We start from the raw sequence: 13,372 nt of genomic DNA on the forward strand, positions 1-13,372 counted from the left end.
TGACTTATTTCTGTGTAAGCACTTATGTAGTATTACTTTAGCCCCTTCGTGAGAAGGGTGTTGGCCAAAGCGGCTACCTTCAAAGTGCCCACACTTATCGGTTGTTTAATTGTTAAAGAGCGGTGTTTGCTGCAACACGTTTGCCACATCGGCGCGTTAGAATTTAAACCCTACCGCCCCGCAAGCGCTTCGTCTTGCTGCGCCTCGTTGATCCGTTCGATCAGCGAAGAAACGAGATTATGAACCCTTTTTTTATCGCTGTCAAATCGTTTTGCAGTTTATTTTAAAAAGTTTTTAAACCACTTCTTAAAACTACCACCACGACTTGAACAACCTGCCTTATTCAGGCCAACCCCCACAGCCAAAACCCTAAACCTGGGCCCCAACTGCGCGGCTAAAAAAAGTTCTTGCCTCGCCCTTTGCCTCACCACCTATTCGGGTAAACCCGAACCGGCTGTGCTGCAAAGGAGGCGAACTATAGCACGGTTATTTTAATGTGTGCAAGTCGAAGGCGAAATAATTAGTTTTATTCGTGGCGCATCAACGGCGCGATAACCTGCACATTGGGGCGGCCACGAATAAAATCGTCGGGGTAATAGCCGAAATGACGCGCCCCCCGCTTATAAAGCGTTGTTATCCAGGACGCGAGCATTTGCTCTTCTATATGGGGCTGCCCAGGCAAAGACCAATCGCGTGCCTGCAACTCGAAGATAGTGCGCGCAAGGCCATTTTGTTTTTCGGCTACTTTATCAACCAGCCGTTCCAGCCACGCCTCGGAGGCCTCCGGGCGAACACCTTCCATTAAGGGCATGGCCATCACTGCCGTCCAATCATAAATAACCAGGAAGGCATCAAGGTTTTGCGCAAACCACGTTTCGCTTTCGGGCGAAAGCACGGGTAGCGCATATATATTGCGCGCCGTCTTGATGGGGCGACCTTTTACCGTTTGTACGCAGCCTGACAACTGGAGCGTGAAATCATTTATGGCTTTGCTCTTGTAGCGCGTCCAACGCTGCAACATAGCGAGATCGGAGCGTAGTTCCTGAACAGTTGAGGGCAAGCCAGCCTGCGCATAAGCAGCCAATGCCGACTCACTCACGTCTTCATAGTCACTTAATAGCGCGTCGTCGTGAAACAGAACGCCGTCAAAGTCAGACGACCTGGCAAGGTCTTCGTAGATTTCACTAACAGTCTCGCGCACACGTTTGCTAAACGGCGATAACCGTAAATACTGATTCGGATCGGTCATGGGCGGATGAGTCAGCGACTTAGCGTCGACACGCACCACGCGCTCGAAAGTCGCGTCGAGCGCATATCCCAGGACCGGCATCCAGGCATATACCGCCACGCCCAACTGATTACGCAACCGTGTGGCCACGCTACCGAAGAGATCGGCCCGAATCGGCAAGTGACGATTAGGGAAGTACAGCTGACGGATCAGCCCATCGCCTAATGGGTCCGCAAACGCCTGCAAGAAGACAGTATTAGCCCCTATGGACGCCACCCGAGCGACCAGGACCTCGAGGTTACGCCCAACCTGAGATGCATCGCTGTCGTATAGGTAGTCTAGATCGATGTGTACGACGCGTTTGCAATCGCAAGCCTGCCGGGCCCGCAGCACAGGGGGCCAACCCGGCCATAAAGTTAGCAGCGCACCCGACAACAACACCGCACGTCTTGAAAGCATGACAAGCCCCGATAGACACCAGGGCTGTCAGTTCAGCACAAGACAAAACCTTATGCCATACGCCTTATTTCATAGGGCACTGCGATACGTAAATGCTTCGGCCCATGCTCCCATGGTAAAGATGACGAAAATCCAGTCAACGAAAAATCGGACATGACGGCTACCCAAATTATGAATAACCCATGCCCGACAATCACATCTGCGTCATGCTAAAACGCCCACCAATCTTTGAGCGATCAACTCATCGGGCATTGCGCGGCATAAGAGTCAACATGCTGCTCTAATACTTTCTCTTTAATCAGCTTCCAATCGGGCCTACCGTCACTTCCCTTAACCATTTCGAATACGTGATAGTCCTGAACTGGATAGTTATTGTTCGCGAAGCCAAAGTTCCCTCGGACTGAGGTGAAGTCTGCCGTCTTGATGGCTGCTGACAATGCCTTTTTATCCGACACGTCCCCCTTGAGCTGGGAAACAGCCGCATTCAGTTTCATCATTGCGTCATAACTGAATGCGGCGTAGCCGGATGGCGTCCTATTGTATTTTTCCCGATAGGCCTTCACGAAATTCTTCGAAACCTCATTCGGCATCCCAGGCGTCCAAGTGTCTGCCAACACGGCACCAATCACTGCGTCGCCCATTACGTCGGCGTCCTCGCCCTCGATCGTATTTGACGTGTAAAGCGGCAAACTGCCCGTGAGGCCTGCTTGTTTGTACTGGCGTATGAAAGTCACACCAAGTCCGCCCGGATAAAAAACGAAAATCCCATCAGGCTTATTTAAAGAGATTTGAGTCAACTCAGCTGAAAAATCTAACTGTGTAAGAGGGGTATAGATTTCATCCAGGATTTCCCCCTTGTAAGTACTCTTGAGCCCACTGACCTTATCCTTTCCGCCCACAAAATTAGGAGTTAAAGTTGTTACCGTTTTAACACCTTTGTCTTGCATGTACCTGCCCATTGCTTGTGCAGGTGCATCGCTTTGCCAAGACATAATGAAAAGATTAGGTTTGCATTGCGCTCCGGCCGTCGGTGAAGGTCCTGAAATCGTACCGATAAACGGCACGTCTGTCGCCGCAATTTTTGCCTGCAATGCCATCAGCACATGCGTAAACGTCAAGCCCACGACAACATCGACTTTTTCGCGCTCAAGCAATCTAGTCGCACCCGTCAAGGCAGCGTCGGGTTTCATCTGATCGTCTTCAACGACCAGTTGTGCGTCCACGCCGCCCAACTTGCCCCCAAGTTGCTCTAATGCCAAACGAAAGCCATCCAACTGATCTCGTCCATTTGCAGCTGAAGGGCCCGATAACGTGCCCAGAAAGCCCACCTTGACCTCAGCGTGGGCGACCCCAAGCCCTGCCCCCAATATAGCCGTGCACAATACTGCCTTTTTGAACATTGCCTTCATTACTGTCTCCTTTATTGTCTGTCTAAACCAACGTAGTTTCGAGTTCACCCAAGCCCTCGATCTGAACTCGCATTACATCCCCAGGCTTGAGAAATACGCCTTTCTCCATACCCACTCCGGCAGGGGTCCCCGTCAGAATGACATCGCCAGGCAACAAATCCAGCCGTTGACTTAAATAGCTAATCTGATCAGCAACGGAATAGAGATGATTCGACGTGCTAGAGTTTTGTTTCAGCTCACCGTTCAGCCATAGTTTGATACTCAAGTCCTCAGGCGAGGTAACGAATTCAGCTGGAGTAAGGTATGGCCCCAGAGGGCAAGCGCCGCGAAAACACTTATGGCCAATCCAATCAAAACGAAAAGGGGAGCTAACATCTACCCCTTCACGCTTTAGATTGTCCCGAGCAGACAGATCATTGGCACATGTGTATCCGGCGACGTAACTCAGCGCCTCAGACACTGAGACGCGGGACGCCCGACGACCAATTACCACGGCCAACTCGGCCTCCCAATCCAACATTTTGGAATGGGCAGGAAACTCAACCCCTTCTTGATGCGCCGACAACACAGATTGGCCTGATTTAATAAAATGCCAAGGAGGAACCCCCTCTTTTTTAGGGTCAAGAACAAGCGTCATACCCATAGCCTGGGCCATTGCCTCGACATGGTCGCGATAATTTGCGCCAGCGGCATAAATAACACCACAACGAGTCAAAGGTGCCGAAAACCGCACTGCGCCATCCAAAACATGATCGGAAAACATATCTGCATCACAGGCGATTGCCTCGGCTAATGCACTCAGGCGCTCATGGGCCGAGCCCCAGTCTAACAATAAGTCGTCTACCATCGACCAACTTGCATTGCCATGCAAAACCAGCCCTTGAAGGTCGTAATGCGTATCGAGAACCCTGATTCCTGGGCGCAACAAGCCCCCGGGTCCACAGTAAGTGAACACCTGATATTTCATTTGAGTACCGCCTTATCGTAGGATGTGTGCTTGGTCAGAGAAGCGCATGGTCACGGTCATCCCGCCCTCCATTAGTAGCCACTTCTTGATCTCGGGTATGTAAACCCCATTTTTAATGAAAGGGTCCTCGGACAAAATTTGATGAGCAGCCTCCAGGGTCGAGGCCCTGATAATTGACATCCCTCCCGCAGCCCCCGGCACACCGGCCTGCTCGGAAACAAAAGGCCCTGACGCGAATAGCTCTCCGCGTTTCTCAGCGCTAATTGCCCACTGCAGATGAGCCTCTAGAAGCCCTTGAAATTTTGACAAATCGGCCGGAGTACGAATAACCACATAAAACGACTTATTCAGCATCTGGGCCAACAGTCTTTGAGCGCCCTCGGAGACTTCCATATCAATCAGGCTCCTCGAAGTTAAGTACGAAATCATCAGGCGGGGGCATAGCAGCCCATACCGCAGTGATTTCCTCAGGTCCCACGTTCAAAGGAACCCAACCGCTGTCATCTTCGGGAATCACGTCAATATCCCAAAAGTACTCAACCAAACTTCCCCAAGGATCTCGAATGTAATGGAAGTAGTTCGACCCACCTATGTGACGCCCAAGGCCAAAACCGTCTTTGTATCCAGCGCGTAACAACGTCTGCGCGCCTATTTCTATCTGATCAAGATCCGAGACTTCGAAACTCATATGATGCAAGCCGGTATGCGAGCTTTTTGCGAATGCAATCATGTGATGATCTCCGCCAGCCGCCCCGCGCAAAAACGCCAAAATGTCGAACGCCCGATCAGACACCTTCATTCCCAATAGCTGGGTGTAGAAGTCAACTGACCTGTCAACGTCGGGACTGAACTTAATTAGATGGCCTAACCGTAAAGGCACTGCCTTTTTACTTCGGGTAGAGACGTCGCAAGCACGCTCACCAATGCGACGATAGCGCCCATGCGCATTAATTTCAGGGGGCAGCGGACTAACGCAAGGTGCCGGCTCGGCAACCCGAACATTAAGCCAGTCCCCGTGCGGGTCTTGAAACCAAACTCCGTCTAATCCAACATCAAACGGTGGGTTACTACTTAACGCGACTCCTGCCGCATTAAGGCGAGACATTAATGTCGCCATACCTGGACCGTTCGTGCCCAAAGAAACATAGGCCAACCTTTTTTTAGCGCCTTGAATTAATCGAATTTGGTCTTGGTCTCGCCCTGGGCAACGAAACACCAAATCGTTACCCACCGCCCGCGCTTCCAAGCCAAACAATTCATAGAACGCCCTCCCAACCTCTAAGTCGGGGACGAGAATACCAACATGCAAAAGTGAACGAATCATAAAAGACTACCTTTAGCTGACGGGTGAAAATGGTGCGGGAGTTAATAGCTCTGTCGATTGGCGCTCTATCATTGAGCCCGCTCTGCCGACAAAACTCTTCCATTGCGGATTGCCAGAAAGTATCGCCTTACGACGCGTACGATCCTCAAACGAATCAAAACCCCACAACTGAATCACACGGTTCAAATCGCCGGTCTCGGAAAAGTAATAACCCAACAGCCTTCCAAGCGCCCCTGCCTGGATAGCAAGGCCCTCTGCTTCATATAAACTCAGAAATGTCGAAACTGACCCTGGCTTCAACCAATATGTACGTTGTTCAACAAGCATGAATCCCTCCGTTCCTAAATTTTGTCGCCTTGAGACTCGGCCTCGAGCAACTTAATTACTGCAGCGATATCCTCGTTTTGTAAACCTTGTTCAATAGCACGCCTGAAATACGGAACCGCAGCAGCATATAAAGGCGCAGAACAACCCAGCTCTGACACGAGCTCTTGCCCAAGATCGAGATATTTTTCAAGGGTGATAAACGAACCTGGGGCCGGCTCGAACTTGCGGCTAGCCATAATTGGCGCACGCACGCTCATCATTGCGGATGCACCTGCCCCTACCGACAAAACCCGCGCCAGCAGGTCTGGCGAAAACCCTGCGCGAGTACCTAAGTTCATTGCCTCGGCCGCAGCCAACGTATTCACAGTAACTAAATAATTCGCAATCAACTTCATAGAGACCGCGGTTCCGAAGGCGCCCAAAAAGAAACGGTTATCAGTGATGGCTTGCAGCAAGGGCTCACACTTTTCATAAACCGAATCGGTACCGCCGACATAAAAGCACGCTTTGCGTGCTAAAACCAACGATGGTGAACCGCTCAGCTCCGCCTCAAGAATATTAGCCCCCGTTGCTTGAATTTTTTCAGCCTGCATCAATTTGAAGCTCTTACGATAGGTTCCAACTTCCACTACCGTTTTCCCATCTTTCAAAAGGGGCAAAATGCCGCCGACGCCCTCTAGGACAGCATTTGAAGCGGACTCATTCGGAAGACACAGAAAAATGAAGTCTGCCTGCTGTACCACCAGAGACGGGGTGTCGACCAGCTCGCCGCCGGCATCCACAAAAGCCTGCGCTTCGTTGCGATTTCTCCTATACCCAACGACTCGATAGCCCATATCGAGTAAATTGCTTGCAATTGCTGAGCCCAATTGTCCGATGCCAATGATGCCCACTACCCCGGATATTTCTTGTGCCATGTCTCCGACCTACTTTAATAGTCTTATTTTTTCATTTTATGCAGTCTTAACGCATCAAGCCATACGCAGACGTTGATTGTTAAGTATTAACAGGACTTATGCTTTAGAGTAACAAGAGGGCGTCAAATGCTTATAAGTTCGACAATGACCCAGCGTTAATCGCCGATACGCTGGGCCATCTCAATAAAGATACGTAACAATAGGTAGCTTAAATAATGCGAACCTGCAAAATCTAGCTACTGAGTCGCCAATTGATAAAAACGATTGTCGTAGTACTTGCTGGGATCAGTTAGCGTCTTTTGAGGTCGGCCCCACTTGCTACGTAAACTCAATACCTGAGCAACGCCGTCCATCTCAATCTGAGCCTTGCGCTGCATACCTGTCTCAGGGTCCAGCAATATCCGATAGGCGGTTTCAGCCGACTGCTTGTCAGCGTTACGCATGTTGGACTGATAAATCGTGATTGCCTCTTCTTTGTTGGCAGGGTCGTATAGCCACTCTACGCCATTTATATAAGCTCGAATGTAACCCACCAATTTCTCGCGATTATCCTCAGCCCAACTTAACCGAGTACCCGCAACTAAGCCTTGATAACTTCCAAGAGCTTGAGAGGCTGTCGCCAAAACGTTATAGCCATTAGCAAGTGGCTGGACCTCAAAAGGGGATATCAGCATAGTGCCCGCATGCTTCTTATCCATTAAGTCTTTGAAACGCTGCATTACACCGCCAGCTCTCTCCACTTGAAAATCGGGCTCTCTCAGCCCTGCCCGATCCAGCAGCTCAAAGAGTACAAGCGCATACCCTGTATTGCGAGCGTCAACGGATAACGTTCTCCCCTTCAAGTCTGAGACTGTTTTGACCTCAGGCACCGTAACAAGCTTAAGAAAACCGCGGTCAGCACCCATGACGGCCACAAGATCTGTCCCTACTTTGTCGACTTCACCTTGCCCCTCTCGATAAGCTATCAAGTTATCGATGGCAGTCATGGCGATATCATATTTCCCGTCAATTAAGTTACTGAGCTGGTACGAGGAACTGGGCGTTGGCGTAACGTTGACTGAAACGCCTTGCTGTTGGAAGTATCCCTTGTTTTGAGCCACCCAGATGGGCCAATTGAAGCCTCCGGGAAAGACAATAACCTCGAGTGCTTTTTCTGCTGAGGCAACCCCGCAAGAGAGCACTCCCCCGCTTAAAATAAGACCTGCCAACATCCGAGCGAAGCTGCGCATTTGTTGTCTCCTTAATTTGCGTTTTGATCTAAGTCATGCGATTTTGACTAATCGCGCAAATAGTATGACCAGCCGCAGAGTACGAACAAAGACGCCTAAGCTAATAGTTTCTTATAAAGGCGATTTATACGTTACCAGAATGAAATTCTATGTCCGCACAGAGGTAAGAGCGAATCACAAGGTGCGATTTCCCCTATTTTTAGGTCCGCAAACATTCAATATCCGCGTAAGCACACTGTTATGACCCAAGTTCCCACATTCGAAGCCAACGAAAAATACGGCGTCTCGAACAACTAACAGCTTTTATGTAGACTAGCCGTCCACAACAAGGCTAGCGCCATAAGTACTCGCTATTAATTCCCTCAGCCACTGATTAGCAGGGTCTCGATGGAAACGATCATGCCAATAAAGCGCGATTTCGAATGGCGGCAACGATAGCGGGACTGGCTTGATGACCAAATCGTAATGATTTGATAATGTCTCCGCCAGTACCGCAGGCGCGCACCATACCAGGTCGGACGAAACTATAAAGTGCGGCGCAGACAAATACTGGGGCAATCGAAGCTTAATGTTATTGCGGGCCCCGGCCTCAACCAACGCACGCTCAATCACCAAATGCCCACTGCCAGAGTATTCAACCAATAAATGGTTTTGAGCACGAAACAAGTCGTAGGTTAACTCTTCGTTTGCTAAAGGATGGCAGGCACTCATCACGCAAACGTAGTGTTGCTCAAAAAGCACCCGACGATGAATAGCGGTTTCCAGCGAAGGCAAAAAACCGAGCGCCAAATCTATGCGACCACTAGCAAGGCCAGTGACGGTTTCATCTATCGGTAAAAACGTTGTCCTTAGTCGAACACCTGGCGCAAGGAGAGCGATTTTCTGCAGAATTCTCGGAAAGTAGACTACTTCGCCAATATCACGCGTTCTAATTGTGAACTGCCGACGAGCAGTCTCTGGACAAAAGGGCACATGCGCATTAGCAGTGGTACGTATCATTGCAAGCGCTGTCAATAATGGCTGAGCTGCGTTTACCGCATAAGGCGTAGGCTCCATGCGTCGCCCTACCTGTGTAAACAACTTATCCCCATGCTCATTACGCAATCGCTTCAATGCACTGCTAACTGCCGCTTGAGTCAAGCCCAGGCTTTCGGCGGCAAGAGTAACCGAGCGATCCCTCCACATCGCCTCAAAGACGTATAGTAAGTTCAAGTCTTTCATCACACGCTGTACCCTTTTAGCTCAACAACTTACATCACTCAAACTCCCAAGTACTGGCTGACTACCTTCGGATCATTTCTTAAATCGCCTGAAGTGCCCGACCACACAACTTGCCCCTTTTCAAGCACATAATGGCGATCAGCAAACCCAAGCAATGCCCCGACGTTCTTGTCGACCACAATTTGCGACATGCCCTCGGCCTTAAGGGCCGTTAATGCGGCCCAGATTTCAGCGCGAATCAGGGGCGCCAGGCCCTCGGTGGCTTCGTCAAGCACCAGCAAACGCGGGTTTGTCATCAGCGCACGACCAATGGCCAGCATTTGCTGCTCGCCACCCGATAACTGACCACCGAAGTTCGTGCGCCGCTCTTTCAGACGGGGAAAGAACTGATAAACGCGATCAAGCGTCCAGGGCGCGACCCCTTGCCCACCGCTAACCGGCGGACGTGCGGTGGCGACAAGGTTTTCCTCGACCGTTAAATTGGGGAACACCTGACGACCTTCAGGGACAAGCCCCAACCCTAGACGGGCAATGCTGTATGACGGCAGTGCGTGGGTTGCTTGCCCGACAAACTGTATTTGCCCTTTACTAACAGGCAATAGCCCAAAAATACACTTGATGGCCGTAGAGCGGCCCATGCCATTTCGCCCCAACAGCGTGACAACCTCGCCCTGGCGCACTTCAAAAGACACCCCGAATAGCGCTTGGGCACGGCCATAAGCGGCGTGGATGTCGTTAACTTGCAGTAATGCAGACATATTTTCTCCTAGCCGATGTGCTCGTCGCCCAAATAGACCGTTTTGACTTCCGGATTGTTACGAATCTCGTCGGGCGTGCCGGTGCACAGCACCTTGCCATACACTAACACCGTAATCCGATCTGCCAAGGCAAAGACGGCTTCCATGTCATGCTCGATTAGCAAAATGGAATGCGAGCCCTTCAGTGACTTAAGTAACTCAATAACACTTGTCGACTCTTGCGGGCTCATACCGGCCATCGGCTCGTCAAGCAGCAACACCCGCGGCTTAGCCGCCAAAGCCATGGCTAGCTCCAATTGACGACGTTCGCCATAAGCCAGCTCGGCTGCCAATACATCGGTCCGATGCGACAGCCGGGTGATCTCGAGCGCATGACGGGCAGCTTTGACGAGATCTGCCCGGCCCAACATAGGACGCCAAAAGTAGTACGCGTGGGACTTAGCGCCCATGGCAGCGAGCACCGTGTTCTCGAGCACTGTGAACTCTTCGAAAATGGAGGTGATCTGATACGAACGCAACACCCCTCGGCGAGCCCGATCGTAAATAGGTAATGCAGTGATTTTCTGACCCGCATACACAACATCGCCCGCATCCGACCAAAGTTCTCCGGACAGCTGGTTGATTAGTGTTGTTTTGCCTGCGCCGTTCGGGCCAATAATGGCGTGCAGCTCGCCTTCACGGACATCGATGGACACCGAGTCGGTGACCAAAAGCCCACCATAACGCTTAATAAGCGCCTGCGTTTGCAATGCCGGCTTGCTCATACCCGCTCTCCTTCAGGCTGCGGACCACGCTTGCCCTGGTTGCCGATACGCAGCGCCATGGCGTCGAGAAAACCGACGATACCGGCCTTACCCACCAGGCCAATCACAACAATGGCCAGACCAAACACGGCCAACCAATGCGTTGTAAACATTTTCAGCACTTCTTCGAGACCCAAGAACGCAAGTGCCCCTAACAACGGGCCAAATACGGTACCAATGCCGCCCAGTACCAGCATAACCACCAGATCGCCTGAAATAATCCAGGATAAGGTGGTGGGTGACGCGAAGGCATTGAGATTGGCCAGCAAGAACCCCGCCACCGAGCACAGCATTGCCGACAGCACGTAAGACACCAACAAATATTGCTGCGCCTGGAAACCGATAGCGTTAACACGACGGATGTTTTGGCGTGCGCCACGCAAGACCATGCCAAAAGGCGAGACACGCAGCTTTGCCGTCCACCAGGTTGACAGCACCAGCAGCACAAACGCCACACCGTAAACGGTATAGACACCGCCAAAATCGAGCCCAAGCATTTTGCTGGTATTGGCAATGCTTGTGCCGTCGTCGCCCCCGTACTGCTTAAGACTGACAAACAGGAAGTACCCCATCTGAGCAAACGCCAGCGTGATCATGATGAACCCGATGCCTGTAGTGCGCAGACTGATCGCGCCGGTGATGTAACCCAACAGACCGCTGACCAGAAGGCAAATGAACAGATGCACCCAGCCACTGTCAATGCCGTAGAACGACGGTATGGCGACGCTGTATGCACCGATACCCATAAACAACGCGTGACCAAGGCTGACCAACCCGCCAAACCCTAAGGCGATGTTTAGCGCAACCACTGCGATGGCGTAAATAAGCACACGCGCATAGAACGCGACGTAAAAAGTGCTGTCGGTGAAATAACCCCAAAAAGGCACCAGCGCCAACAAAAGAATAATTGCGACGGGAACCAGCGTACTTAACTTGAATGGTGTTGTTTGCGTCATCGTTATCTCCGGGCGCCGAACAGTCCTTGTGGGCGAAGCGCAAGCACAACCGCCATCAGGACATAAATAAGCATTGAGGCGATTGCGGGCCCTGCAGCATTGGCAATGTCTCGCGCCATGAATTCGCGCAAAATCATGGGTAAGAATGCACGGCCGAGCGTGTCGACAACACCGACGATTAATGCGGCGTAAAAAGCACCGCTAACCGAACCAATACCCCCAATAACGATGACGACAAGCGTCGTGATAAGTACCGGATCGCCCATGCCGGACTGAATCGACAGGATTGGACTGGCCATTACGCCAGCCAGCCCCGCCAATGCCGCCCCCAAACCAAACAACAAGGCGTTCAGAAACTTAATGTTGACGCCAAGAGCGCCAACCATTTTGGGGTTAACAGAACCGGCTCGTATCAGCATACCCAGACGAGTTTTGTTAATAACCGCGTGAGCGCCTACCGCCACCAAAAGCCCAACCACGATAATGGCAAAGCGATAAGCGGGGTAATTTATGCCGAAAATACTGACCGTACTATCGAGCCACGCAGGGACAGGCAAGAAATACGGTTGTGTGCCCCAGAGAATTTGCACCATCTCGTTGAAGAAGAGCACCATGCCGAAAGTCACCAGCACATGGTCGAGGTGGTCTCGCGAGTAAAGCCTTGATACAGCCAGGCGCTCAAGAATAACGCCTACGGCAATGCTGCCGAAAATGGCCGCAAAAAAAGCCAGCGTCAGGGAGTCGGTATTTTTGAATGTGAGTGCCGCAAAGTAGGCGCCCAGCATATAGAGCGACCCGTGAGCAAGGTTCACGAAGCTCATGATGCCGAACACCAGCGTCAGCCCGGCGGCCAGCAAAAACAGCAGGACGCCGTATTGCAGCCCATTCAACAGCTGGGAAAATACCAGTGTTGTCATATGTCTCCCCCTGGTCGGTCATGATTTTTTATGGTGACCGCCATGTCGTTTCTGTTTATTTAGTCGGCAAGCTCAACCCACACACGGCCGTTTTCGATTTTGACCGGATATGAACGGATATCTTCGGTAAGAGGCTCGCACATGGCTTTGCCATTACGCACATCGAAACGCCCCTGATGCAAAGGGCATTCGATTTCGAAGTCTTCCAGAAAGCCATCGCACAAGCGCGCATGGCCATGACTACAGATATTGTCAGTCGCGTAAACGGCACCCTCGACACCATAAATGGCGATTTCACGGCCGCCGGCATCGACACCGACCACATCATCTTCCGGGACGGCATCGGCCGCCAGTACATCAATCCATTGCGTCATAAGAACCTCAAATGGGATAAATAATTGAGTTGGGGATCATTTCGGAGTCGTAGATACAAGCGCGCGACTTGAACTTTAGCCCCTTGTCTGTGACAACAATACGATCCAGGTAGCGACCCACGTTAAACACTGTGGACTCGCCATCGAGCTTGGTGCGGAACACCGCATAGTTGGCTTCGGATTCGATTACGCCGTTTTCGAAGCTGAGAATACGAGGCGCGCCCACAACGTGGCGCTGGTAGTAGGGGTCGTGAAACAGGGTTTCGACAATGCCATAAGCACGGTCTTTAAGCATGTTTTTACTGATGAACCACATCGTGGCCAACGGGTAGCCACGCTCGTGGTTTTCGCGCGGCTGCACTTTATATTCACAATCCTCTTCAAAGAACTCAGCCCACTCGTCCCACTTCTCGGCATCGATCACCGAGGCGTAATCCGCGTACAACTTGTTCAGGTCCATATAGGTTTGAACGTCAATCATGC

At 51.4% G+C, this 13,372-nt stretch carries 15 protein-coding genes; all 15 read right to left on the reverse strand.

Annotated elements, in window-relative coordinates:
• Nucleotides 1–526: 526 nt before the first annotated feature.
• The 15 genes from pgaB to GTU67_RS02775 all read right to left on the reverse strand — a co-directional run bounded on the left by pgaB (nt 527) and on the right by GTU67_RS02775 (nt 13,370).
• Entirely contained in the window at nt 527–1,687 is a 1,161-nt protein-coding gene (gene pgaB, locus GTU67_RS02705) for a poly-beta-1,6-N-acetyl-D-glucosamine N-deacetylase PgaB (protein ID WP_185778657.1), read from the reverse strand.
• 236 nt (nt 1,688–1,923) lie between these two features.
• Entirely contained in the window at nt 1,924–3,096 is a 1,173-nt protein-coding gene (locus GTU67_RS02710; protein ID WP_185778658.1) for an ABC transporter substrate-binding protein, read from the reverse strand.
• Nucleotides 3,097–3,118: 22 nt separating this feature from the next.
• Nucleotides 3,119–4,063, reverse strand: coding sequence for a fumarylacetoacetate hydrolase family protein (locus tag GTU67_RS02715; RefSeq protein WP_185778659.1), 945 nt, complete (start codon nt 4,061–4,063; stop codon nt 3,119–3,121).
• Between the two features lie 12 nt (nt 4,064–4,075).
• A complete protein-coding gene (locus tag GTU67_RS02720) occupies nt 4,076–4,456 on the reverse strand; it encodes a YciI family protein (RefSeq protein ID WP_011255155.1) in 381 nt (126 codons plus the stop codon).
• Between the two features lies 1 nt (nt 4,457).
• Nucleotides 4,458–5,387: a VOC family protein gene (locus GTU67_RS02725; protein WP_011255156.1), complete on the reverse strand. Its 930-nt coding sequence runs from the start codon at nt 5,385–5,387 to the stop codon at nt 4,458–4,460.
• Between the two features lie 12 nt (nt 5,388–5,399).
• Entirely contained in the window at nt 5,400–5,714 is a 315-nt protein-coding gene (locus GTU67_RS02730; RefSeq protein ID WP_011489363.1) for an NIPSNAP family protein, read from the reverse strand.
• Between the two features lie 14 nt (nt 5,715–5,728).
• Complete coding sequence (locus GTU67_RS02735; protein WP_011489362.1) at nt 5,729–6,631, reverse strand: NAD(P)-dependent oxidoreductase; 903 nt, start codon at nt 6,629–6,631, stop codon at nt 5,729–5,731.
• A 236-nt stretch (nt 6,632–6,867) separates the two neighbouring features.
• Nucleotides 6,868–7,860: an ABC transporter substrate-binding protein gene (locus GTU67_RS02740; RefSeq protein ID WP_011489361.1), complete on the reverse strand. Its 993-nt coding sequence runs from the start codon at nt 7,858–7,860 to the stop codon at nt 6,868–6,870.
• A 312-nt stretch (nt 7,861–8,172) separates the two neighbouring features.
• A complete protein-coding gene (locus tag GTU67_RS02745; RefSeq protein ID WP_011255160.1) occupies nt 8,173–9,081 on the reverse strand; it encodes a LysR family transcriptional regulator in 909 nt (302 codons plus the stop codon).
• 38 nt (nt 9,082–9,119) lie between these two features.
• Nucleotides 9,120–9,839 (reverse strand): ABC transporter ATP-binding protein, encoded by a 720-nt coding sequence (locus GTU67_RS02750; protein WP_108565248.1) that lies wholly within the window; start codon nt 9,837–9,839, stop codon nt 9,120–9,122.
• An 8-nt stretch (nt 9,840–9,847) separates the two neighbouring features.
• A complete protein-coding gene (locus tag GTU67_RS02755) occupies nt 9,848–10,603 on the reverse strand; it encodes an ABC transporter ATP-binding protein (protein ID WP_013397088.1) in 756 nt (251 codons plus the stop codon).
• Nucleotides 10,600–11,598 carry a branched-chain amino acid ABC transporter permease gene (locus GTU67_RS02760; protein WP_011255164.1) on the reverse strand — a complete coding sequence of 333 codons (999 nt, stop codon included), beginning with the start codon at nt 11,596–11,598 and terminating at the stop codon, nt 10,600–10,602. The genes GTU67_RS02755 and GTU67_RS02760 overlap by 4 nt, the downstream gene beginning before the upstream one ends.
• A gap of 2 nt (nt 11,599–11,600) precedes the next feature.
• A complete protein-coding gene (locus tag GTU67_RS02765) occupies nt 11,601–12,515 on the reverse strand; it encodes a branched-chain amino acid ABC transporter permease (RefSeq protein ID WP_013397089.1) in 915 nt (304 codons plus the stop codon).
• 59 nt (nt 12,516–12,574) lie between these two features.
• Nucleotides 12,575–12,889 carry a non-heme iron oxygenase ferredoxin subunit gene (locus GTU67_RS02770; RefSeq protein ID WP_011255166.1) on the reverse strand — a complete coding sequence of 105 codons (315 nt, stop codon included), beginning with the start codon at nt 12,887–12,889 and terminating at the stop codon, nt 12,575–12,577.
• Nucleotides 12,890–12,896: 7 nt separating this feature from the next.
• Nucleotides 12,897–13,370 carry an aromatic-ring-hydroxylating dioxygenase subunit beta gene (locus GTU67_RS02775; RefSeq protein ID WP_108565252.1) on the reverse strand — a complete coding sequence of 158 codons (474 nt, stop codon included), beginning with the start codon at nt 13,368–13,370 and terminating at the stop codon, nt 12,897–12,899.
• Nucleotides 13,371–13,372 lie beyond the last annotated feature (2 nt).

Source organism: Pusillimonas minor (genome assembly GCF_014237865.1).
Lineage (GTDB): Bacteria > Pseudomonadota > Gammaproteobacteria > Burkholderiales > Burkholderiaceae_B > Neopusillimonas > Neopusillimonas minor.

What these genes read in the sequence shown, in the direction of transcription:
- GTU67_RS02770 (WP_011255166.1), bottom strand. Translation starts at nt 12,889, where the DNA reads ATGACGCAATGGATTGATGTACTGGCGGCCGATGCCGTCCCGGAAGAT.
- GTU67_RS02775 (WP_108565252.1), bottom strand. Translation starts at nt 13,370, where the DNA reads ATGATTGACGTTCAAACCTATATGGACCTGAACAAGTTGTACGCGGAT.
- GTU67_RS02750 (WP_108565248.1), bottom strand. Translation starts at nt 9,839, where the DNA reads ATGTCTGCATTACTGCAAGTTAACGACATCCACGCCGCTTATGGCCGT.
- GTU67_RS02710 (WP_185778658.1), bottom strand. Translation starts at nt 3,096, where the DNA reads ATGAAGGCAATGTTCAAAAAGGCAGTATTGTGCACGGCTATATTGGGG.
- GTU67_RS02765 (WP_013397089.1), bottom strand. Translation starts at nt 12,515, where the DNA reads ATGACAACACTGGTATTTTCCCAGCTGTTGAATGGGCTGCAATACGGC.
- GTU67_RS02725 (WP_011255156.1), bottom strand. Translation starts at nt 5,387, where the DNA reads ATGATTCGTTCACTTTTGCATGTTGGTATTCTCGTCCCCGACTTAGAG.
- GTU67_RS02745 (WP_011255160.1), bottom strand. Translation starts at nt 9,081, where the DNA reads ATGAAAGACTTGAACTTACTATACGTCTTTGAGGCGATGTGGAGGGAT.
- pgaB (WP_185778657.1), bottom strand. Translation starts at nt 1,687, where the DNA reads ATGCTTTCAAGACGTGCGGTGTTGTTGTCGGGTGCGCTGCTAACTTTA.
- GTU67_RS02715 (WP_185778659.1), bottom strand. Translation starts at nt 4,063, where the DNA reads ATGAAATATCAGGTGTTCACTTACTGTGGACCCGGGGGCTTGTTGCGC.
- GTU67_RS02735 (WP_011489362.1), bottom strand. Translation starts at nt 6,631, where the DNA reads ATGGCACAAGAAATATCCGGGGTAGTGGGCATCATTGGCATCGGACAA.
- GTU67_RS02740 (WP_011489361.1), bottom strand. Translation starts at nt 7,860, where the DNA reads ATGCGCAGCTTCGCTCGGATGTTGGCAGGTCTTATTTTAAGCGGGGGA.
- GTU67_RS02720 (WP_011255155.1), bottom strand. Translation starts at nt 4,456, where the DNA reads ATGGAAGTCTCCGAGGGCGCTCAAAGACTGTTGGCCCAGATGCTGAAT.
- GTU67_RS02730 (WP_011489363.1), bottom strand. Translation starts at nt 5,714, where the DNA reads ATGCTTGTTGAACAACGTACATATTGGTTGAAGCCAGGGTCAGTTTCG.
- GTU67_RS02755 (WP_013397088.1), bottom strand. Translation starts at nt 10,603, where the DNA reads ATGAGCAAGCCGGCATTGCAAACGCAGGCGCTTATTAAGCGTTATGGT.
- GTU67_RS02760 (WP_011255164.1), bottom strand. Translation starts at nt 11,598, where the DNA reads ATGACGCAAACAACACCATTCAAGTTAAGTACGCTGGTTCCCGTCGCA.